This is a genomic window from Streptomyces sp. AA1529, assembly GCF_000280905.1.
Classification (GTDB): domain Bacteria; phylum Actinomycetota; class Actinomycetes; order Streptomycetales; family Streptomycetaceae; genus Streptomyces.
The window spans coordinates 1-20,161 of sequence record NZ_ALAP01000022.1 but is presented as its reverse complement, the minus strand read 5'-3'; the positions used below and the strand labels follow the sequence as shown (position 1 = coordinate 20,161).

Sequence of the window (20,161 nt, the reverse complement as noted above, 5' to 3'; positions counted from 1 at the left end):
GGAGGTTTGTTTCCCCTTCACCCGTCTTGCGGCGTACGGCAGTCCACTGCTCCCCCGCGGGCCCCTCGGGACCGGCTCGCAGACTCTCGCCGTACGCAAGACGATGCCCGAGCCCTACCCGCTGTACGTGCCGGTATGCATTGCGTGTCGTCTGATACGCGCCCCAGCGTGCGCTCCCCGGCGCACGCTGGACGCCCCATGCGCCCCGCTCGTTCAGAGCTCCTTGCGCAGCCGGTCGCGCAGGTTCTGGATGAGGCGGCCGCGCTTCGGCTTGGCGTCCACACCGCCGAAAATCGCCACGCCCTCGACCAGCACGGTCGGCGCGTCCGGATCCGCGGAGTCGTTGACGCGGACGTCGAAACCGCCGAAGATCCCGGCGCCCTTCTGCTGCAGGGTGACGTTCTCCGGGACCCTGATCTCGATTCCCCCGAAGATCGCAGTGGCGTTGATCTGCACGTGCGGGTGCTCGAACAGTGCCTCGGTGAGGTCGATCTCGATCCCGCCGAAGCAGGCGAAGGCGTTGATCTTCCGCGGGACCCGCCAGCGCCCCTTGCGCCCGGCGCCGCTGAAGACGGCGACCAGGTTCTCCTTGGAGCAGTTGCCGGGCGCGGACGGGACGGAGGTGTGGGAGGCCGAGAAGTTCGCGAACGCGGTGCCGTAGGACCGCTGGCCGCCCCCGTGCGTCCCCGCACCGCCGGGCCCCCCGCCGGACGCGCCCGAGTGGCCCGCGGGGAGATCGCGCACGAGAGGCTCCAGTTCGCCCACCGTCTTGGCCCCGTAGACCGCCTCGATCCGCTCGCCGTGCTCCTCCGCGTCCAGCCGGCCCTCCGCGAGGGCCTCGCGGAGGATGTCCGCGACCCGGTCCCGGTCGGCGTCCGAGGCGCGCACCCCGCCGGGCTCCACAGCGGGGGCCGGCGTCGGGGCCGCCGCCGCGGCGGGCTCCGGGGAGCGCTCGGCGGACTGCTGCTTCTGGAGCGAGGTGCGGGAAGAGTCTTCAGTCACAGGGGCAGCGTACCCAGACGCGATAGATCGCGACTACCCCCGCAGCGACTCCTGGCACCCGGGTTCTACGCTGTGAGACGCGCTCCCATCGTCGAGAGCCGTAAGTGTGAGAGGAAGAGTCCCCGTATGTCTGCCAGCTCCCGACCGGCCAGCCCGGAGTTCTCCTACACGGATCTGCTCCCCGCCGGCGCGGACCCCACGCCGTACCGCCTGATCACCAGCGAGGGCGTGAGCACTTTCGAAGCGGACGGGCGGACCTTCCTCCGAGTAGAGCCGGAGGCGCTGCGCGAGCTGGCGGCCGAGGCCGTCCACGACATCCAGCACTACCTGCGCCCCGAGCACCTCGCGCAGCTCCGCCGCATCCTGGACGACCCCGAGGCCAGCGCCAACGACCGGTTCGTCGCGCTGGACCTGCTCAAGAACGCCAACATCGCGGCGGCCGGGGTGCTGCCCATGTGCCAGGACACCGGCACGGCGATCGTGATGGGCAAGCGCGGCCAGCAGGTGCTGACGGCGGGCGGCGACGAGGAGGCCCTCTCGCGCGGCATCCACGACGCCTACACCCGGCTCAACCTGCGCTACTCGCAGATGGCCCCGCTCACCATGTGGGAGGAGAAGAACACCGGCACCAACCTCCCGGCCCAGATCGAGCTGTACGCGACGGACGGCGACGCCTACAAGTTCCTGTTCATGGCCAAGGGCGGCGGCAGCGCCAACAAGTCCTTCCTCTACCAGGAGACGAAGGCCGTGCTCAACGAGGCGAGCATGATGAAGTTCCTGGAGGAGAAGATCCGTTCGCTGGGCACGGCCGCCTGCCCGCCGTACCATCTGGCGATCGTCGTCGGCGGCACCAGCGCCGAGTACGCGCTCAAGACCGCCAAGTACGCCTCCGCGCACTACCTGGACGAGCTTCCGGACGCCGGTTCGCCCGCCGGGCACGGCTTCCGGGACAAGGAGCTGGAGGAGAAGGTCTTCGAGCTCACGCAGCAGATCGGTATCGGCGCGCAGTTCGGCGGCAAGTACTTCTGCCACGACGTGCGCGTGGTGCGGCTGCCCCGGCACGGCGCCTCCTGCCCGGTCGCCATCGCGGTGTCCTGCTCGGCCGACCGCCAGGCCAAGGCGAAGATCACCCCCGAGGGCGTGTTCCTGGAGCAGCTGGAGACCGACCCGGCGCGCTTCCTGCCGGAGACGACGGACTCCGAGCTGACCGAGGGCGCGGGCGCCGACCTCGACGCGGTGCGGATCGACCTGGCGCGTCCCATGGACGAGATCCTGGCCGAGCTGACCAAGCACCCGGTCCGCACCCGGCTGTCGCTGACCGGCACGCTGGTCGTCGCCCGCGACATCGCGCACGCGAAGATCAAGGAGCGGCTGGACGCGGGCGAGGAGATGCCGCAGTACCTCAAGGACCACCCCGTCTACTACGCGGGCCCGGCCAAGACCCCCGAGGGCTACGCCTCCGGTTCCTTCGGCCCCACCACGGCCGGACGGATGGACGCCTACGTCGAGCAGTTCCAGGCCGCGGGCGGCTCGAGGGTGATGCTGGCCAAGGGCAACCGCAGCAAGCAGGTCACCGACGCGTGCGCGGCGCACGGCGGCTTCTACCTCGGCTCCATCGGCGGTCCGGCCGCCCGGCTCGCCCAGGACTGCATCAAGAAGGTCGAGGTCCTGGAGTACGAGGAGCTGGGCATGGAGGCGGTCTGGCGGATCGAGGTGGAGAACTTCCCCGCGTTCATCGTCGTCGACGACAAGGGGAACGACTTCTTCGCCGATCCCGCACCCGAGCAGCCGTTCGTCACCTCCATCCCGGTGCGCTCCGGGTCCTGAGGCCTCGTCCGGGGCGCGGCGGCACCCGGCCGCGCCCCGCACCCGGGCCGACCGGCCGGACCCCGGGCCCGGCACCCGGCAGGACCCGGGGTCAGCGCGTCACAGGTCCTGGACGGTCCGGCGCAGCAGGCAGAACTCGTTGCCCTCCGGGTCGGCGAGCACCGTCCAGGTGACGTCCGGTGACTGGCCGACGTCCACCCGGGTGGCGCCCAGTTCCAGGAGACGCCGCAGTTCCTCCTCGGTGGTGCTGCCGTCGGCCCGCAGATCCAGGTGGAGGCGGTTCTTGAGCGTCTTGCGCTCCGGGACGGGGAAGACGTCGATGCCCGGCGCCGCCGGGTCCGACGGCCCGATGGTGATGCCGCCCTCGGCCTCCTCCCTGATCCGCCAGTCCAGCACCCGGCACCAGAAGTCCGCCACGACCCGGGGTTCCAGGGCATCGATGCACAGCACCGAGATACGACTCGTCATGCCCGGACCCTAGCCAGGAATGCGGCCGGGATGCGAGATGCTGAGGAGTGCTGAGGAGCAGGGAGGTGTGCGCACGATGACCGACAGCACGGACAGCGCCGAGTACCGGGTCGAGCACGACTCGATGGGAGAGGTGCGGGTCCCCGCGGACGCCAAGTGGCGTGCGCAGACGCAGCGCGCCGTGGAGAACTTCCCCGTCAGCGGGCAGCGGCTGGAGCGCGCTCACATCCAGGCGCTGGCCCGCGTCAAGGCGGCGGCCGCCGTGGTCAACGCCCGGCTCGGGGTGCTGGACGAGGAGCGGGCCGAGGCGGTGCGGGCCGCGGCCGAGGAGGTCGCCGAGGGCCGCTGGGACGACCACTTCCCGGTCGACGTCTTCCAGACCGGTTCGGGCACCTCGTCGAACATGAACATGAACGAGGTGCTGGCGACCCTGGCGACCGAGCGGCTGACCGCCGCGGGTTCCCAGGCGGCCTCCGTGCACCCGAACGACCATGTCAACGCCAGCCAGTCGTCGAACGACGTGTTCCCCTCGTCGATCCACATCGCCGCCACCGCGGCGGTGACCGCCGACCTGGTCCCGGCGCTGGAACACCTGGCCGGCTCGCTGGAGGCGAAGGCCGGGGAGTTCGCGGACGTGGTCAAGTCGGGGCGCACCCACCTGATGGACGCCACCCCGGTGACGCTGGGCCAGGAGTTCGGCGGCTACGCGGCGCAGCTGCGGTACGGCGTGGAACGGCTGCGGGCCGCGCTCCCCCGGCTGGCCGAACTGCCACTCGGCGGCACGGCCGTGGGCACCGGGATCAACACTCCGCCGGGCTTCGCGGCCGCCGTCATCGAGGAGGTGGCCGGGGCCACCGGGCTGCCGCTGACCGAGGCGCGGAACCACTTCGAGGCGCAGGGCGCGCGGGACGCGCTGGTGGAGACCTCCGGACAGCTGCGGACCGTCGCCGTGGGGCTGACCAAGATCTGCAACGATCTGCGCTGGATGGCCTCGGGACCGCGCACCGGTCTGGCCGAGATCGCCCTGCCCGACCTGCAGCCCGGCTCGTCGATCATGCCGGGCAAGGTCAACCCGGTCGTCCCCGAGGCGGTGCTGATGGTGGCGGCGCAGGTCACCGGGAACGACGCGACGGTGGCGGCGGCCGGGGCCGCGGGCAATTTCGAGCTGAACGTGATGCTGCCCGTGATGGCCAAGAACCTGCTGGAGTCGATCCGGCTGCTGTCCAACGCCGCCCGGCTGCTGGCCGACCGCACGGTGGACGGCATCACCGCGAACACCCGCCGTGCGCGGGAGTTCGCCGAGTCCTCGCCCTCGGTCGTCACCCCGCTGAACAGGTACATCGGCTACGAGAACGCGGCGGCCGTGGCCAAGCGGGCCCTGGCCGAGGAGTGCACCATCCGCGAGGCGGTGCTGGCCGCGGGCCATGTGGAGCGCGGCGAGCTGACGCTGGAGCAACTGGACGCCGCGCTGGACGTGCTGGAGATGACGCACCCCTGAGCCGGGCGCGCTGCCACGGGAGGGGCGGGCAGAGGCCCCGGGCCCGGTGCGCCGCGCGCCTGCGTGGCACACCCGCCCGGGGACCGGACAGGACCGGGCCGGGACAGCGCCCGGCGCGCTGCGGCGCAGCTCACGGCGGTCCGACGGGCCGCACATCTAAGATCCCGTCATGACAGCGGAACAGACGGCGCACCGGCAGCGGTGGCCCACAGGCACCAGGATCCTGTGGCGGTACCGCGCCAACGGCGCCACGCATCCCCACATCTGCCGGCCTGTCACCGTCGTCCGGGACACGGCGGAGCTGCTGGCGGTCTGGCTGGCACCCGGCACGCAGTGCGTACGGCCCGAGATGGCCGACGGCACGCCCGTGCACCACGAGCCGCTGGCCACCCGCTACACCAAGCCGCGCAGGGCCGCCTTCACCCCCTGGTTCGGAACGGGTGTGCTGAAGCTGGCGCGCCCGGGTGAGCCGTGGTCGGTGTGGCTCTTCTGGGCGGACGGCTGGCGGTTCAAGAACTTCTACGTCAACCTCGAGGAGCCGCTGCTGCGCTGGCCGGGCGGGGTGGACTCCGAGGACCACTTCCTGGACCTGGAGGTGAGCCCGGACGGCCGCTGGGAGTGGCGGGACGAGGACGAGTTCGCCGAGGCGCAGCGCGCCGGGCTGCTGGACGCGGCGCAGGCCGAGCGGGTCCGCGCGGCGGGGCGGCGCGCGGTCGAGGCGGTGCGGTCCTGGGGCTCGCCGTTCGCGGACGGCTGGGAGCACTGGCGGCCCGATCCTGCCTGGCCGGTGCCGGGGTTGCCGGAGGACTGGGACCGGCCGCCGCGGAACGCGTCCGGGTACCGGGCTCCCGATGCCCCTTGATGCGCCCCCATACTGCAAACGTAGGATCAACGTCCGTAAACAGTACCGCTGCACAACAACTCCCCTCACCCCCCGGGGACTTGACCGGCAGCCAGGAAGGAGCCCAGCCGTGAGCAGCTCTGCGGGTTTCGAGGCCGGCGGGATGCCCGGGGAAGACTTCGGGGTATATGACGGATTCGCCCGGATGAGCATCGACAGATCCGGGCAGCCCGAGGCGTTCGACGCCATAGGGGACCGCTACGAGGAGGCTTTTCCGCACAAGGACGGCCAGCTCGACAGCGGTGCCTGGCTGGCGGACCAGTTGCCGCCCGGGTCCCGGGTGCTGGACGTGGGCTGCGGCACCGGTCTGCCGACGGCACGCCAGCTCACCGACGCGGGACACTCGGTCGTCGGGATCGATCTGTCGTCCTCGATGCTGAAGCTGTGCCGGGACAACGTGCCCGAGAGCGACTGCCACAAGCTGGACGTGGCAGCGCTGGAGTCCTCGGGCCTGGGCCCGTTCGACGGCGTCGCCGCCTTCTTCTCGCTGCTGATGCTGCCCCGCGACGAGATCCCGTTCGCGCTGCGCGCCCTGCACCGGCAACTGCGCGGCGAGGGCCCGCTGGTGCTGGGGATGGTGGAGGCGGACGTGAACGATTTCGCGATCCCGTTCCTGGGCAACTCGATCCGGGTATCCGGCTATCTGCGGGACGAACTGCGCGGGGTCGTCCAGGACGCGGGATTCGATGTCGTGGGAGAGGACGCACGCGCGTACGCTCCTGCGAGCACGGACGTACCTCCCGAGATTCAGCTTTTCTTGCAGTGCCGACGACGCCCATAGACCGCGAGCACCCAGCGCAGGGCGTGCGCCGACGCGCAGCCCCGGATGGATGGAAACCGAACGCGTGACGGAGCACGAGAAACCTGCGGTGAACAGCACCACCGATCCGACGCACCCCGCACCGTCGGGGGACGACCCCGCCGGCGCCGGGGAACAGCCGGCGCGGCGGGCGCGCGAGGGCGCCCCGCCGAGACCGCGACCGCACCCGCCGCAGCCCGGCGACGCCGCCGAACGGGCCGTCACCGAGCCCGCGGCGGAGGACGACGCGCTCAGCGAACGGTCCGAGCGGGAGCGCCGCGGCGGCGACCGGCTGCGGTTCGTCGGCGCGGCGACGCGGCGCATCGCACGCGGGGTGGACCTGGACGAGACGGTGCTGGGCCTGTGCCGGGCCAGCGTGCCGGCGTACTCGGACGCGATCCTCGTCTATCTGCGCGATCCGCTGCCGGTCGGCGACGAGCGGCCCACCGGCCCGTTCGTGCTGCGGCTGCGGCGCAGCGACCGGATCCCCGAGGACCCGCTGTCGGCGCAGGCGCTGCAGGCCGCACAGATGTCGGCGGGCCTGGCGGCGCCCGAGGCCGCCGGGCATCCGGCCGACGTCGGATACCAGGGCCGGTCCGCGGCGGAGGCGTCCGGCCTGTCCCTGGGCATGGCGGCGGGCATGGCGGCGGGCGCGGCGGGCACCGCGGCGGCGCAGCTCGCCGAGGTGCGGGCGGGCGGCCCGCTGGCCGAGGTGCTGCGCGGGGTGCGGCCGGTCTTCGCCGACTCCCCCGCGGCGAGCGCCGCGCTGCCCGAACTGCTCGGCCCGGAGCGCGAGGTGCCCGGCGGGCACCGGGCGATCCTGGCGCCGCTGCGGGGCCGCCGCCGGGTGATCGGCGCCGCGGTCTTCCTGCGCCGCCCGGACCGGCCCGCCTTCGAGCCGGACGATCTGCTGATCGCCGCGCAGCTGGCCACCCATACGGCGCTCGGCGTGGACAAGGCGGTGCTCTACGGGCGGGAGGCGTACATCGCCGACGAGCTCCAGCGCACCATGCTGCCGGACGAGCTCCCGCAGCCGACCGGGGTGACCCTGGCCAGCCGCTATCTGCCCGCCGCGGAGACGGCGCGGGTGGGCGGCGACTGGTACGACGCCATTCCGCTGCCCGGCTCGCGGGTGGCGCTGGTGGTCGGCGACGTGATGGGCCACTCGATGACCTCTGCGGCGATCATGGGCCAGTTGCGGACGACGGCGCAGACCCTGGCCGGGCTCGACCTGCCGCCCCAGGAGGTGCTGCACCATCTGGACGAGCAGGCCCAGCGGCTCGGCAGCGACCGCATGGCGACCTGCCTGTACGCCGTCTACGACCCGGTCGCGCACCGCATCGTGGTCGCCAACGCGGGCCATCCGCCGCCGGTGCTGCTGCACCGCAGCGGACGGGCCGAGGTGCTGCGGATACCGGCGGGCGCGCCGATCGGCGTGGGCGGCGTCGACTTCGAGGCCGTGGAGCTGGACGCGCCGGCGGGCGCCACGCTGCTGTTCTACACCGACGGGCTCGTCGAGTCGCGGCAGCGCGACGTGTGGACCGGCATCGAGCACCTGCGCGAGAAGCTGGCCGCGACCGCCCGGCTGACCCGGCCGGGCGCTTCGGCGCCGCTGGAGCCGCTGTGCGACGAGGTGCTGGACATCGTCGGCCCGGGCGACCGGGACGACGACATCGCGCTGCTGGCCGCCCGGTTCGACGGCATCGCGCCGAGCGACGTGGCGTACTGGTTCCTCGACCCGCGCGCCCAGACCGCGCGGCAGGCCCGGCGGCTCGCCCGCAGGGCGCTGACCCGCTGGGGTCTGGAGGAGCTGTCGGACTCGGTCGAGCTGCTGGTGAGCGAGATCGTCACGAACGCGGTGCGGTACGCCGAACGTCCCATCACGCTGCGGCTGCTGCGCACCGACGTGCTGCGCTGCGAGGTGGGGGACGACGTACCGCAGTTGCCCCGGCTGCGGCAGGCCCGCGCCACCGACGAGGGCGGACGGGGGCTGTATCTGGTCAACCGGCTGGCCCGGCGGTGGGGCGCCACCCGGCTGTCCACCGGCAAGGTGGTCTGGTTCGAACTCCCGGTCCCGGACGCCGCACCGGAGCCCGACCCGGAGCTGTGAGGCACGGCGGCCGCGCCCTCGGCGTGCCGGTGGTCCTGGCACGGCGCGGCCCCGGGTGCGCCGCCGCGGGGGCGGGCGCATCCGGGGCCGGGCGCGGGTGTCACCGCGAGAGGGCGGGGCTCAGCCCGCGAGCTGCTCCTCGGCGTCCAGGGTGGCGCCGACCGCCTGGAGGACGGCCGCGATCTTGAAGGCTTCCTGGATCGTCTCGCGGTCCACGCCGGCCTTGCGCAGCACCTGCTCGTGCGAGTCGAGGCACTGGCCGCAGCCGTTGATCGCGGAGACGGCGAGCGACCACAGCTCGAAGTCCGCCTTCTCGACACCGGGGTTGCCGATGACGTTCATCCGCAGCCCGGCACGGAGCGTGCCGTACTCCGGGTCCGACAGCAGGTGCCGGGTGCGGTAGAAGACGTTGTTCATCGCCATGACGGCGGCGGCCGACTTGGCGGCGGTGTACGCCTCCTCGCTCAGGTTCTCCCTGGCCTCCGGCTCCAGCGCGCGCAGCACGATCCCGGAGCGGGACGCGATGGCGCAGGAGAGCACGGTGCCCCAGAGCTGCTGCTTGGGCAGCTCCGAGTTGCCTATGACGGAGCTGAGGTTGAGCTTGAGGTCCTTCGCGTAACCGGGAAGGGCCGACTTCAGGTCGTCGAGAGCCATGGCTTCTCACTCACCGGCCAGCAGCGCGACCGGGTCGAGGGTGTCCTCGCCCTGGGTCCAGTTGCAGGGGCACAGCTCGTCGGTCTGCAGCGCGTCGAGGACCCGCAGGACCTCCTTGGGGTTACGGCCGACGGAGCCCGCGGTCACCATCGTGAACTGGATCTCGTTGTTCTGGTCCACGATGAAGACGGCGCGCTGCGCGAAGCCGTCCTCGCCCTCGATGCCGAGCGCGCGCATCAGCTCGTGCTTGGAGTCGGCCATCATCGGGAACGGCAGGTCGGTCAGGTCCGGGTGGTCCTTGCGCCAGGCGTGGTGGACGAACTCCGAGTCACCGGAGAAGCCGAGGATCTGCGCGTCCCGGTCGGCGAACTCCTCGTTCAGCTTGCCGAAGGCGGCGATCTCCGTCGGGCAGACGAAGGTGAAGTCCTTCGGCCAAGCAAAAACTACTTTCCAACCCTCATACGTCTTGTGCGTGATGGTCTCGAACTCCTTGCCCTTCTCCAGGGAGACGCAGGCAGTCAGCTCGAACTGAGGAAACTTGTCACCGACGGTGAGCACGTACACACTCCTTGTACTTGCGACCAGGATGCCCGGATTGCGCGCATTCCTGGAGGTTGGTCGGAACCACCTAACCACACCTGCCATTGATCGCAGAAATAGCCAGGTGCCGCCACTCTGATCGGCTGAACCTATCGACAGTCATGCCTCCACCGCTGCTCATCGCCTGAAACGTGCGAAAGCCCCTTACCGGAAGGTAAGGGGCTCGCGTGTGCATAGTTGCGTCAGCGCGTCACGCGCTTGAGGTCGCGAACGAATACAGACCAAGCGGCGGCCGAGAAACGCAACGGTGCTCGGCTGGTGTCCTTGCTGTCACGAACTGGAACGTTGCCCTCGGCGGACAGGCGAGCCGGGGCCCACTCGACGCACTGACCCCCGGTGCCGTCGCTGTAGCTGGATCTGATCCACTCGGGCTCTTCGCTCATGATCTTCCTTAACACTGCTGATGTAAGCCTCTGAATCATGAGGGTCCAGCGCACATGCCCGCAAGTGATCCATATAGCGGCGGGCGTTGGCGACTGCCTCTCTCGTATCGTACGGGCGTCCGCCCTGGGGGCCCTCTACGTACACCACCGGTGCACCTTCCGGCATCTTCAGGGCCGTGAACGGTGTGTTCGTTGCTCCGCTTGCGGCCTCGTATGGAAGTACCTGAACGGTGAGTGACGGCACCCGGCCCAACTCAGCGAGGATGTGGGCGAGCTGCTCCGCCATGACCTGAGATGAGCCGACCTGCACGCGAAGCGATGCCTCGTGCAGGACTACCCACACGCGGGGCGGCTCCGGCCTGGTGAAGATCTGCCGCCGACGGGTGCGGCTGGTTACCTGGGCTTCTATTTCCTCACGAGGCAGCGGCATCAATCCGCGTTCGAGCACCGCCCGCGCGTAGGCCGGCGTCTGCAACAAACCCATGATGAAGGCAATGGAGTAGTCCTCAATCTCGGACGCTTCTCGTTCAGCGTCGATGTACGGCGCGAACCAGGCGGGGGCCTCGCCTTCCGTCGCATGCCGCAACCGGCGAGCGAACAAGCCACCTGTCCCGAACGCCTTGTCGCACCCCTCGACGAAGCGCTGAGACGGAATCACTCCCCCGGATTCGACCTTGCTCACGTAGGTCCTGCTGTATCCGGTCGCGCTGGCCAGTCCGTCCTGAGAGATCCTGCGCGCCTGCCTGACCTGTCGCACGTCTTCACCGAGCGTGCCACCTAGAGGAGCATTCACACTGGGATTGCCCTGCTGATCCTTTGGCATGCCTGACCTGCCTAAACATCCCTCGGAGAGGGGCCCTCGTGACCCCCTACATGTGAACGATGGCGTTCACCCCGTCCAATCGTAGGCGGACTCGTGTTGGTCTGGCGACACAGCGCAACGGAGGTCGCATACATGACGGCGTATCAGCTCGGGGTCACTGTCCGGGTCGTGGGAGAGGACATGTTGTTGACGCTCATGGCAACACAGGACGTGACAGCTTCGACCGGCCCGCAGCGGGCGGCGTTTGTTCGTCCTTTGGGGGGTGGAATTGAGCGTTGCTATCCGCTGTCCGAGGTGGAGCTGGTGTGTGATCACCCTGGGTTGGACCGGCGGCCGGATGGTGCTTTCTGCGTCGGGTGCGGGAGCCTGATCTACGCCTCGATTGCGGGATAGTGATGCGTGAGTCGGATTTCGATGGGGGCTTTGTTCGGCCTCCGGTCGTAGTCGGGTGCGTGGGTTGTGAGCACGCGGCGACTACGTATGCGGGGTATTCGCGGATGCTGCCAGGGAGGCGGCGGGATGAGCTGCTTTTCTGGGCGGCGCGTCAGTGGCAGTCGCATTCCGAAAGAGCGCACCCCGACGTGGACGAATAGCCAAGACGAGTAAGAGAGAGGTGAATTGCAATGAGGCGGCTTTTACATTCGGTGTCGGCGTATGCGGGGCCGATCATGCTGGTGACGGTGAGTGTGGCCTGCGGCTTCGTCCTGGGGCTGGCTCCGGGGCGCGTGGGGTGAGCGGCAGTCTCGACGGGTGGGGGAACCCGTATTCGGATGAGGATCTGTACCGGGCTGCGGTAGATCCTGGGTCTGCGCTGCGGCGCGTGCTGGAGGACCCGCTTTTCAGCGTGGCGGTGCTTGAGTATCAGATAGCTACCGGGCGGGTGCGGAATTCGTGCATGGAGCCTGCGCGCCTCGGTACGGCCATGGTTGCGGTGGCGTTGGAGGTGGAAGGCGGACCGGATGCTGAGCGGGAGGTGGAGGGCGAGGGTTTCTGTAATCTCCTCCACGGTCACCGCGGTTCGCATTACACGATGGTGCGGGAGCTGGGGGAAGGGCATGCGGTCTGGATGCAGTGGCGCCGGAATTTGGCGCGCCTGTTAGTGATGCGTGACTGCGAGGAGAAATCAGCGAACGGGGGCGATATTTGCTATCTCTTTCTCGGGCACCGTGAGCCGCATAGCTGGGACTGGGCGCGCTGAGGGGCCCGGTAGGCGCGGGTTACGGCCCTGTCCACCTCTGAGGGTGGGCGGGGCCGTTTCGTGTCCGTGGTCCTGGCGCTCGTCGGCGTCCTGGTCCTGGCCCTCCTCGTCGGACTACTCATTCGGATAAGTGGTTGACCTGTGCCGCCGAGTGGGCTGAGGCTGTACTCATTCGGATGAGTGGTCATCGCGTGGGCGGTGGCGCTTGTCGAGTTCTAGCTGAGAGGTAGTCAGATGGATATGCGTACGGGTCTGCGGGCTGTGGTGGTCTCGGCTGCGGCGGTGCTGGGTCTGGGCACGGTGGGGGCGGTGTCGGCGTCGGCCATGCCGCTTCCGGACGGGTCGGGGGGTGCGGGTGACTCCTGGTACCACCCGGGGACGGTGACTTCCCGGGTGGATGGGCTGCGGGTGCGGTCCGGTCCGGGAACGAGCCATCCGGCGCGGGGGATGCTCTACCGGGGGCAAGAGGTGGTGATTCTGACTACCGCTGTCGTGGGGGGCCAGACGTGGAACCAGGTGCAGGTGACCAGTGATGCGGCGGGCTGGCTGCCGCACGGCACGCAGGGGTGGGTGAGTGACGCCTATGTCGTGCGGAACTACTGATCGGGCCCCCGGTGTGCGTCGGCTGGGCGTCGTGGCGGTGGTCGCCTTCGCGACTGTGGGACTGGGGGCCTCCTCGGCGGCGGCTGCCGAGTCCCCGGCGACCGGCGTCCCCTCCTACCCGCTGGTGGAGCCTTCCTCTCCGGTGGTGGAGCCGGTTCCGACGACGCTGGAGTCGGCGGTGCTCGGTGACGGGGTGCGGCTGCGGCGCGGACCGGAATCCGGTCAAGATGCCACGGGGCAGCTCTATTTGGCTGACGGCTTGGTGGTGACGGAGTGTCACGGCCGGTGGGCGCATGTCGAGTTGAGCGAGGGAAGTGCGGGCGGTCTGCCTGCGGGCACTCAGGGGTGGGTGTTCTCGCGCTACGCGCTGCCGTGGCCGGTGCCTGAGATCACCGTGGATATGCCTCCGGGCTGCTGAGATGCGGTGCGGCCCCCTCCTGCCGTGTGCGGGAGGGGGCCGCTTGGCGTGTACTTACCCCTGCACGTGCAAGATCACATCGGGGTCACGCTCCGGTACAGATGTGGTGTCTGTTGCGGAAGTTCGTTCGGTTAGGCATATGCCTTTCGTCGCTATGCGTGATCAGATGATGACCTTCGCGGTTGGTCCGGACCGGTACGGGGGGACTGCCACGGGAGCGATGGGAGGGGATAGCGAAGTGATTTCGGGGGACTCATTCAGCAGAGGCAGTAGCGATGTTGAGGACTGCACGTGGCTGCCGGACGTGGATTACGTGGGGGCCTGGCAGGCGGCGCACGATGCGGCCGAAGCGTTGAATGCCTCGGCGTCGGCGGCGGGTGCGGCCGTAGGTGCTGTGCCGCACACAGGGCCTCGGGGGGAGGCTGTGGTGTGGCTGCGGCCGGATTGCGTGCGCCGCCTGGCGTGTCTGCTCGATGACCTCGGAGACCGGGCAAGCTGACGCAGATGAACGGGAGGGGAGAGAGCATGCGTGATGCGTGGCGTACGCGGGAGGGGTCCCGGGTCTGGATGACTCGGGATCGGCGTGGGGAGCGGGTTTGGTGTGATGGCTGTCGTCGTCACTATCCGGTCACCGGCCTGGGCGTCCCGGAGGCTGAGGCGGAGCGGCATGCCCGGACGTGCAGGCGGTGACGGTGGGGCGGGGTCGGCCTGGCCACCTGTACAGCGGCAGATGAACAGAGGCGGCATGTTCTCAAGCGCGCACGGGTCCAAGCCCCGATGATGCCCGCATTCGCGCTTGAGGACTTGCCGCGCGGGCGGGGTCCAGGGGCGCGCTGTAGCGCCCCTGGTACCACGCTGGGCAAGTAGATCCCTGACCGTGGCGCGCTGGTCGCGTCGCGTCCGCTGGCGGCCGTGGCCTGCTGCGTGCGGGGGTGGTCGGCGTCGGCCGGCACGTCCGGGAAATTTTGGTCCTGGCGCCGGACGCCAGGAAGCCCCGCGAAATCCGCGGGGCTTCTTCGTGCGCTGGGGAGCGGTTCGGCAGTCCGGGGGCGTCTGCCGACCGGTCGGGACCGGCCGAAGGCCGCATGCCCGACCGGGGCGGCTGGGCGCCCCCGGGCGCGCCGTAGGCGCGCCCCTTGAGCAAGTAGAGAAAGGTTACGCCGATTTCGCGCGAGCGGGCTTGTTGGCCGGGGCCTTGGCAGCCTGGACCGGGAAGACGAGTCGGACCCCGGCGGCCGGGGCGCGCAGCTCCTCGCACAGCAGGGGGCGGCGCTGGTCGCCGTAGGTGACGCGGTGGGTGATCAGAAGCGGGGAGGCGTCGGGGAGTCGCAGGGTGGCGCGTTCGTCGGGTAGCGGGATGCGGGCGCTGACGTGCTCGGCCCACGTGAGCGTGTGGCCTGCGGCGGCCAGATGCTCGAAGAGTGCGGCGGTGGGCGCGTCGGGTGCGTCGGCCAGTGCGGGGACCTCGGCGGCGACGGACAGAGGGATGAGGGTGCGGTGCGCGGTGCGCACGTCCGTATCCGGGTCCCGTAGCAGCCGCTCGACACTCAGGGCGTCCTGGTCGGCCTGGTCCAAGAGTGCGGCGGTGGTCCCGTCCAGCACCACCCGGGAAATGCTGGGCTCCTCGACCTCCGGGGGCTGGGGCACCTCCCACCTGGGGCCGGAGCGGGCGCTCCTGCGGTAGATCCCTCGGTCCATCGGATGACCCTGGAGGGCGGGGCCGCGCACGATGCTGCCTTTCCCCTGCCGCACATCGACCAAGCCCATGGCGCGCAGCTCCGCGACAGCCTGCCGCACGGTCGCTTTGCCGACTCCGAACGCATCCACCATCTGAGCTTCGGACGGGAGCACGTCCCCCGGCTTGTAGGTGCCGGACTCGATCTCGCGCGCCACCTCGCGCGCCACCTGCATATACATCGGTGCCGGGCGCTGGATGCGCTGCTGCGCTGGCATGGCTCTCTCCTCCTGGGATGACGCCTGGTCTTCTCCCGCCACACGGGAAGCGGGTTGTGCTCATCAGGATAAGTGGTTGACCGCCCTCGGTGTAGGCGGCTTATGCTCATCGTCCCACTCATTCGGATAAGTGCATGAGTGGCGACCAAGAGAGGTGAGTACGTATGCAGCAGAAACCGATCGATCTCGCGCGCCTGGGCACGGTGCGGTGCGCCATCGCCCCCGAGCCGCGCACGACCCCGGACGGGGAAGTGAGGCGGGACCGTGAGGGCAATCCGCAGTGGACTACCGGGCTGATGGTGCGTCAGGTCGAAGCTCGTCGGGCGGACGTGATCCACGTCGTGACCTCGACTGAGCCGCTGGGGGTCCTGGAGGGAGAGGCGGTCACGGTCACGGACCTGTGGGCGAACGACTGGGCGGTGGACGGCCGGTCGGGAGTGTCCTTCCGTGCGGCTGCCATCGCTCCGGCGTCGGCCGGTGGCTCCGGGCAGGCGGCGGCCCCCTCCTCGTCCTCGTCAGTGGCGTCCGCCTCGTCCTCCTCGACGGCTTCGTCCTCGTCCGGCTCGGCGGGTGCCCGCAAGGGGGGTGAGTCCTGATGCCGGAGGACATCCCGATGTGGCCGTTGACGGCCGTACAGGCTGACGGCCTCGCATGTGTGGTCTGCGGGTCCGAATTCGTGGCGGGGGAAGCGGCCTCGGTACCCGTGGGCCGCTCGCAGAACGGGAGCCAGGTATTCGCCTGCGAGGGGCATTGCGTGCGGGCGGTGAACGACACCGCGACCGTCAACATCGCCTCGGCGCTGCGGGAGGAGACGGAGAGCGGGGAGGAGACGGCGCGGGATGTGATCGGCGGCGCTGGTGCCGAGTACTGGCGGCTGCTGCGGGATCTGCGGGCGCTGGTAGGTGCTGAGGCGCTGTTGACGGTGACCGACGACGTGGCCGGCATCCGCGACCTGCTGCGTCTGACGGTCCGTCATTCCTGGGCTGCGGCTGACCGCGCCTTGCGGGTGCTCGACCAGACAGCATCCGAGAGCCGGACAGAACCGGGGGAGGGTGACACATGACGGGTATCACCCTGGCGGTGTGGCTGATCTCGGCCGGGCTCATCGTGGCCCTTCTGACTCAGCGCTGGTGGGAGGCGCGTGCGCCTCGGGTGGCTGCTCGTCTGCCGGACGCCATGAAACGGGTGCGCCCGGAGCGGTGGCCCTGGCGCTGGTTCCTGCTGGGCTATCCGGTACTCGCGGTGCGGATCATGTGGTCCTGGCGGCGGGTCTGCTCGCTCAACGGGCTCGCCGTGAGCTGGGGATCACACCAGCAAGTGCTGGGGCGGTCGGTGGTGCAGGGGACGGCGCTGCGGCCTCGTCCTCCTCGGCTGAGTCTGCCCCTGCCGACCGCGACCGGGGCGCGGGTGCGGGTGATCCTGCACCCCGGGCAGACCCCGACACCGTTCCTGACCGCGACACAAGCCATGGAACACGCCTGGCGGGTGCACTCGGTCCGGGTCACCTCTCCCGAGCGGGGGCGCGTGCTGCTGACCGTCAGCGCACAGGACCCGCTGACCGGCGCGCTGTCGGCCTCGGCTCCCCGCACCTCGCGCCTGCTGGCCGTGCCTGTCGGCGCGAGGGAAGACGGCGACCCCTGGGTGATCAACTTCCGGCGTACGCCGCACTGGCTGGTCACGGGAGCCACTCAATCGGGGAAGTCCTCGCTGCTGGCGGCGCTGGCCTACGGGCTGGCACCCCAACCGGTGGCACTGGTCGGCATCGACCTCAAAGGCGGTGTGGAACTGGGCCTGCTCGGGCCTCGGTTGACGGCGCTGGCCACCACCCGGCCGGATGCTGTCCGGCTGCTGGGTCGGCTCCTGCGGGAGATCCGCGACCGCATGGCCCTGTGCCGTGAAGCGGGCACGCGGTCGGTGTGGGACCTGCCCGAATGCGCCCGGCCGGTGCCCGTGGTCGTCCTGGTGGATGAGCTGGCAGAGCTGTACCTCACGGACGGCTCACGGCAGGGGCGCGACGAAGCCGAAGAGTGCGGCACGCTGCTACTCCGGCTGGCGCAGCTCGGGGCGGCGCTGGGCGTGCACCTGGTGGCGGCCGGACAGCGCGTCGGCTCCGACCTCGGCCCCCGGGTAACGGCACTGCGCTCGCAGCTCGGCGGCCGGGTCGCGCATCGGGCCCACGATGCCGCTACCGCCGAGATGACGCTGGGGGATGTCAGCCCGGACGCGGTGACGGTCACCCAAACGATCGGTGACCACGAACAGGGCGTCGCGGTGATCTCGACCGGCGGCCGGTGGACCCGTGCCCGCTCGACGCTCCTCTCCGCCGACCAGATCGCATCCCGGATGCGGATTCACGCGCCCGTCACCCCTGAGATTTCCGCCCTGGCGGAAGCAACCGAACGAAAGGAGGGAAACGCATGAGCGATCACGGCATTTGGGTAGCCGATGCATTCCTGTGGCTTTTCGCGGTCATGATGGCCCGGTCACGGGAAATCAAGTCCTACCAAGTGGTGCTCATCTCCCTTGCGGGATTCCTGCTGGCATACACGCAACTCGGCTGGCCGGTGCACTACATCCTCAAGATGTTCATTCCCTGACAGACCCCAAGGATTCTGACCTTTCATTCCACTCTCTTGCCTCGTATAGGCGCTTCTGCCGCTCTCACTGAATTCGGAGACATCGAAATGAGCCACCTGATCCCGGAACCTCGCGAAAGGGGACCGCCGCATGTACCCGACCGATGAAACGCGGCGCTCAGTCCTGGAAGGGGCTGAGCGCCTGCGTCGTCTTACACCGACCGAACGCGACATTATCCGGCTCGCACATGAGCCGGGATTTCCCCGCTGGCTGGAACAGATCCGCACCACGGGCGGGTGCGAACACCCCGTTTACCTGGCGGGCCACAGCATCACCCGGGACAGTTCCAGCGGTGAAATCCTGGGGCACTACTCGACACAGAACGAACCCGGCGGCCGGATGCCGGTCCGCTGCCGCAACCGCCGGGCTTCGCGCTGCGAGCCGTGCTCACGCCTCCACGCGGGCGACACCTTCCACCTGGTGCGAGCGGGCCTCTCCGGCGGTAAGGGCGTCCCGGAACACGTGCGCCTCTCCCCGCGGGTGTTCGTGACCCTGACGGCCCCCAGCTTCGGTCCTGTTCACCGGGTGACCGAAGACGGCGTTCTCTGCCGCCCCCGACGGGACGGCATCGCCTGTGAGCACGGGTACCGGCTCGACTGCCGCCAGCAGCACGGACCGCAGGATGCGGCAGCCGGACAGCCGCTGTGCCGGGCCTGTTACGACTACATCGGCCATGTGCTCTGGCACGCGCACGCGGGACGGCTGTGGAACCGATGGGTGCACACCGTGCGACGCCACCTGGCCTCGGCCGGGGGCATCGCACAAACGCGCCTGCGGGAACACCTCGTCGTCTCCTTCGCCAAAGTTGCTGAATACCAGCGGCGGGGCGCCGTGCACTTCCATGCGGTCGTGCGCCTGGACGGCCCGCACGGCCCGGAATCCCCTCGGCCGGCATGGGCAAAAATCGAAATTCTCACCGAGGCTGTGAGGTCGGCTGCTGCCGCTGTGGCCGTGTTCTCGGCGCATTCCCCGGCCACCGGGGACTACGTAATCAGGTGGGGCCGTGAGCTCGACGTGCACAGCATCCAAAGCGATGCATTCACCGATGCCACCGTGACCGATTCAGCCGTTGCGGCGTACGTGGCGAAATACATCACGAAATCGGTAGGCGACGCTGGCGGCCTCGACCACCGGATACGGGAATACGAAGAAATCCGCCTCGCTGCGGTGACTCCCCACATCCGGGCACTCATGGTCACCTGCTGGCGACTGGGCACCCTCGCAGAACTGACGCACCTTCGTCTGCGGGCATGGGCACATACCCTCGGCTACCGGGGCCACGCACTCACCAAATCCCGGCACTACAGCACCACATACGGGACCCTCCGAGCCGCACGCACCACACACCAAACCGGCACGACCGACGACACCGGGACCGATACCGAAGCGGCCTGGCGATACGTCGGCTCCGGACACACCCCCGGCGAAGCGGAGATTGCGCGGAGCATCGCATCGGACCTCGCCATGGTCCGTGAGATGCAACGAAGGGGGACCTATAGTGAATAGTTCCTCCCGTGAAATTGGACAGCAGCCCATTAGCCGAGAGGAATGGATTCGGCGGCAGCTTGCGAAAGCGCCACCAAGAGACGAGTCTTGGCGGCGCCGCACACGCAAGTTGTGGGGGTTTAGGGAAGAAGTGGAATCTTCCTAGGATCATTCCTGCCAAATTATCTCGATGGCTTCCGGGTCGAACGACTTCCCTCGCCCTACGGGGTGCACGATCACGGCGCGGATTTCCTGGCGCAGACGTTGCCGTTTTTGCCCTGGAGTACTGTTCTTCCATTCTGTCGGTAGGTCCGGCTGTTCGGCATTTCGCCGCGCACTGCGCGCGAGTTGCTGGCGGCGCTTCTTACCCAAAGCCGCGCGCTCGGCCTCTAGTTCTTCGATCATGTCGAGCGCGCGGGCAGAGGATACTCGCTTAGCTTTCCACCGATCATTGATCTCATTCAGCTCGCGCTGAATCTCTTCTAGACGTCCGGCCCCCGCCGCTTCGTGAGATTCGGCATCCTCTTTTTGAGCGCTCCCGATTTGCTCTCTGACCTTCTCGAAAAGCAGGTCGATTACGAGTTCTTCAACGGGTGGACCAACACGCGTTACACCTCCGCACCCGCCCAAGTTGGAGATGCAGGCATAGCGATATCCATACCGTTCGTGAGAATTGGTGCCCCTTGTGTAAGGGTTCATGTTCATCGGAAAGTTGCATGCCCCACAACGCGCAATTCCAGATAGTAGATATTTGCTCGCTGTGTCGTGCGGCTTCTGCCGCCCTTCTTTGAAGTTACGTTTG

20 protein-coding genes and 1 pseudogene are annotated in these 20,161 nt (G+C 69.3%); 13 read left to right on the top strand and 8 right to left on the bottom strand.

Going from position 1 to position 20,161, the window contains the following annotated elements:
- Positions 1-213: 213 nt before the first annotated feature.
- The gene (locus tag A949_RS0107055; RefSeq protein WP_019355301.1) at positions 214-1,002 is read right to left on the bottom strand and encodes a DUF1707 SHOCT-like domain-containing protein; all 789 of its coding nucleotides are present in this window, start codon (positions 1,000-1,002) and stop codon (positions 214-216) included.
- Positions 1,003-1,128: 126 nt separating this feature from the next.
- Here A949_RS0107055 and A949_RS0107050 point away from each other — a divergent pair, with 126 nt between their 5' ends.
- A complete protein-coding gene (locus A949_RS0107050; protein WP_019355300.1) occupies positions 1,129-2,829 on the top strand; it encodes a fumarate hydratase in 1,701 nt (566 codons plus the stop codon).
- Between the two features lie 99 nt (positions 2,830-2,928).
- Here A949_RS0107050 and A949_RS0107045 read toward each other — a convergent pair whose 3' ends face one another.
- On the bottom strand, positions 2,929-3,297 hold the full coding sequence (locus A949_RS0107045; RefSeq protein ID WP_026004416.1) for a VOC family protein: 369 nt from the start codon (positions 3,295-3,297) through the stop codon (positions 2,929-2,931).
- Between the two features lie 76 nt (positions 3,298-3,373).
- Here A949_RS0107045 and A949_RS0107040 point away from each other — a divergent pair, with 76 nt between their 5' ends.
- From A949_RS0107040 to A949_RS0107025, 4 genes are all read left to right on the top strand, one after another.
- The gene (locus A949_RS0107040) at positions 3,374-4,795 is read left to right on the top strand and encodes a class II fumarate hydratase (RefSeq protein WP_019355298.1); all 1,422 of its coding nucleotides are present in this window, start codon (positions 3,374-3,376) and stop codon (positions 4,793-4,795) included.
- A gap of 169 nt (positions 4,796-4,964) precedes the next feature.
- Positions 4,965-5,657 (top strand): cytidylyl-2-hydroxypropylphosphonate hydrolase, encoded by a 693-nt coding sequence (gene fomD / locus A949_RS0107035; RefSeq protein WP_019355297.1) that lies wholly within the window; start codon positions 4,965-4,967, stop codon positions 5,655-5,657.
- A gap of 142 nt (positions 5,658-5,799) precedes the next feature.
- Positions 5,800-6,477, top strand: coding sequence for a class I SAM-dependent methyltransferase (locus tag A949_RS0107030; RefSeq protein WP_026004415.1), 678 nt, complete (start codon positions 5,800-5,802; stop codon positions 6,475-6,477).
- 49 nt (positions 6,478-6,526) lie between these two features.
- Entirely contained in the window at positions 6,527-8,605 is a 2,079-nt protein-coding gene (locus A949_RS0107025) for a SpoIIE family protein phosphatase (RefSeq protein ID WP_019355295.1), read from the top strand.
- 120 nt (positions 8,606-8,725) lie between these two features.
- Here the strand turns inward: A949_RS0107025 and A949_RS0107020 are convergent, their stop codons facing one another.
- From A949_RS0107020 to A949_RS32755, 4 genes and pseudogenes are all read right to left on the bottom strand, one after another.
- Positions 8,726-9,259 carry an alkyl hydroperoxide reductase gene (locus A949_RS0107020; RefSeq protein WP_019355294.1) on the bottom strand — a complete coding sequence of 178 codons (534 nt, stop codon included), beginning with the start codon at positions 9,257-9,259 and terminating at the stop codon, positions 8,726-8,728.
- Between the two features lie 6 nt (positions 9,260-9,265).
- On the bottom strand, positions 9,266-9,817 hold the full coding sequence (locus A949_RS32760) for a peroxiredoxin (protein WP_037705978.1): 552 nt from the start codon (positions 9,815-9,817) through the stop codon (positions 9,266-9,268).
- Positions 9,818-10,041: 224 nt separating this feature from the next.
- Positions 10,042-10,167, bottom strand: a pseudogene (locus tag A949_RS39600) (DUF397 domain-containing protein); the annotation flags it as partial.
- Entirely contained in the window at positions 10,130-11,065 is a 936-nt protein-coding gene (locus tag A949_RS32755; RefSeq protein WP_078565360.1) for a helix-turn-helix domain-containing protein, read from the bottom strand. The pseudogene A949_RS39600 and the gene A949_RS32755, both read right to left, overlap by 38 nt.
- 820 nt (positions 11,066-11,885) lie before the next feature.
- Between A949_RS32755 and A949_RS0106995 the strand changes: the two genes are divergently transcribed.
- The 3 genes from A949_RS0106995 to A949_RS0106985 all read left to right on the top strand — a co-directional run bounded on the left by A949_RS0106995 (position 11,886) and on the right by A949_RS0106985 (position 13,284).
- Entirely contained in the window at positions 11,886-12,263 is a 378-nt protein-coding gene (locus tag A949_RS0106995) for a hypothetical protein (protein ID WP_019355289.1), read from the top strand.
- A 234-nt stretch (positions 12,264-12,497) separates the two neighbouring features.
- On the top strand, positions 12,498-12,866 hold the full coding sequence (locus A949_RS0106990; protein ID WP_019355288.1) for an SH3 domain-containing protein: 369 nt from the start codon (positions 12,498-12,500) through the stop codon (positions 12,864-12,866).
- A 31-nt stretch (positions 12,867-12,897) separates the two neighbouring features.
- A complete protein-coding gene (locus A949_RS0106985) occupies positions 12,898-13,284 on the top strand; it encodes a hypothetical protein (protein WP_158687559.1) in 387 nt (128 codons plus the stop codon).
- A 1,155-nt stretch (positions 13,285-14,439) separates the two neighbouring features.
- On the opposite strand, the gene A949_RS0106975 is transcribed toward A949_RS0106985, so the two are convergent.
- A complete protein-coding gene (locus A949_RS0106975; RefSeq protein ID WP_019355285.1) occupies positions 14,440-15,237 on the bottom strand; it encodes a GntR family transcriptional regulator in 798 nt (265 codons plus the stop codon).
- A gap of 164 nt (positions 15,238-15,401) precedes the next feature.
- On the opposite strand from A949_RS0106975, the gene A949_RS0106970 reads away from it, so the two are divergent.
- From A949_RS0106970 to A949_RS0106950, 5 genes are all read left to right on the top strand, one after another.
- Complete coding sequence (locus A949_RS0106970; RefSeq protein WP_019355284.1) at positions 15,402-15,833, top strand: hypothetical protein; 432 nt, start codon at positions 15,402-15,404, stop codon at positions 15,831-15,833.
- A complete protein-coding gene (locus tag A949_RS0106965) occupies positions 15,833-16,300 on the top strand; it encodes a hypothetical protein (RefSeq protein ID WP_019355283.1) in 468 nt (155 codons plus the stop codon). Before A949_RS0106970 ends, A949_RS0106965 begins: the two co-directional genes overlap by 1 nt.
- Positions 16,297-17,658, top strand: a complete 1,362-nt coding sequence (locus tag A949_RS0106960; protein ID WP_019355282.1) for an FtsK/SpoIIIE domain-containing protein — start codon at positions 16,297-16,299, stop codon at positions 17,656-17,658. Before A949_RS0106965 ends, A949_RS0106960 begins: the two co-directional genes overlap by 4 nt.
- A complete protein-coding gene (locus A949_RS0106955) occupies positions 17,655-17,834 on the top strand; it encodes a hypothetical protein (protein ID WP_019355281.1) in 180 nt (59 codons plus the stop codon). Before A949_RS0106960 ends, A949_RS0106955 begins: the two co-directional genes overlap by 4 nt.
- Before the next feature lie 130 nt (positions 17,835-17,964).
- On the top strand, positions 17,965-19,380 hold the full coding sequence (locus tag A949_RS0106950) for a replication initiator (RefSeq protein WP_026004413.1): 1,416 nt from the start codon (positions 17,965-17,967) through the stop codon (positions 19,378-19,380).
- A 147-nt stretch (positions 19,381-19,527) separates the two neighbouring features.
- On the opposite strand, the gene A949_RS38015 is transcribed toward A949_RS0106950, so the two are convergent.
- On the bottom strand, positions 19,528-20,161 hold a 634-nt coding region (locus tag A949_RS38015), incomplete at its 5' end, for a zinc ribbon domain-containing protein (RefSeq protein ID WP_192817126.1).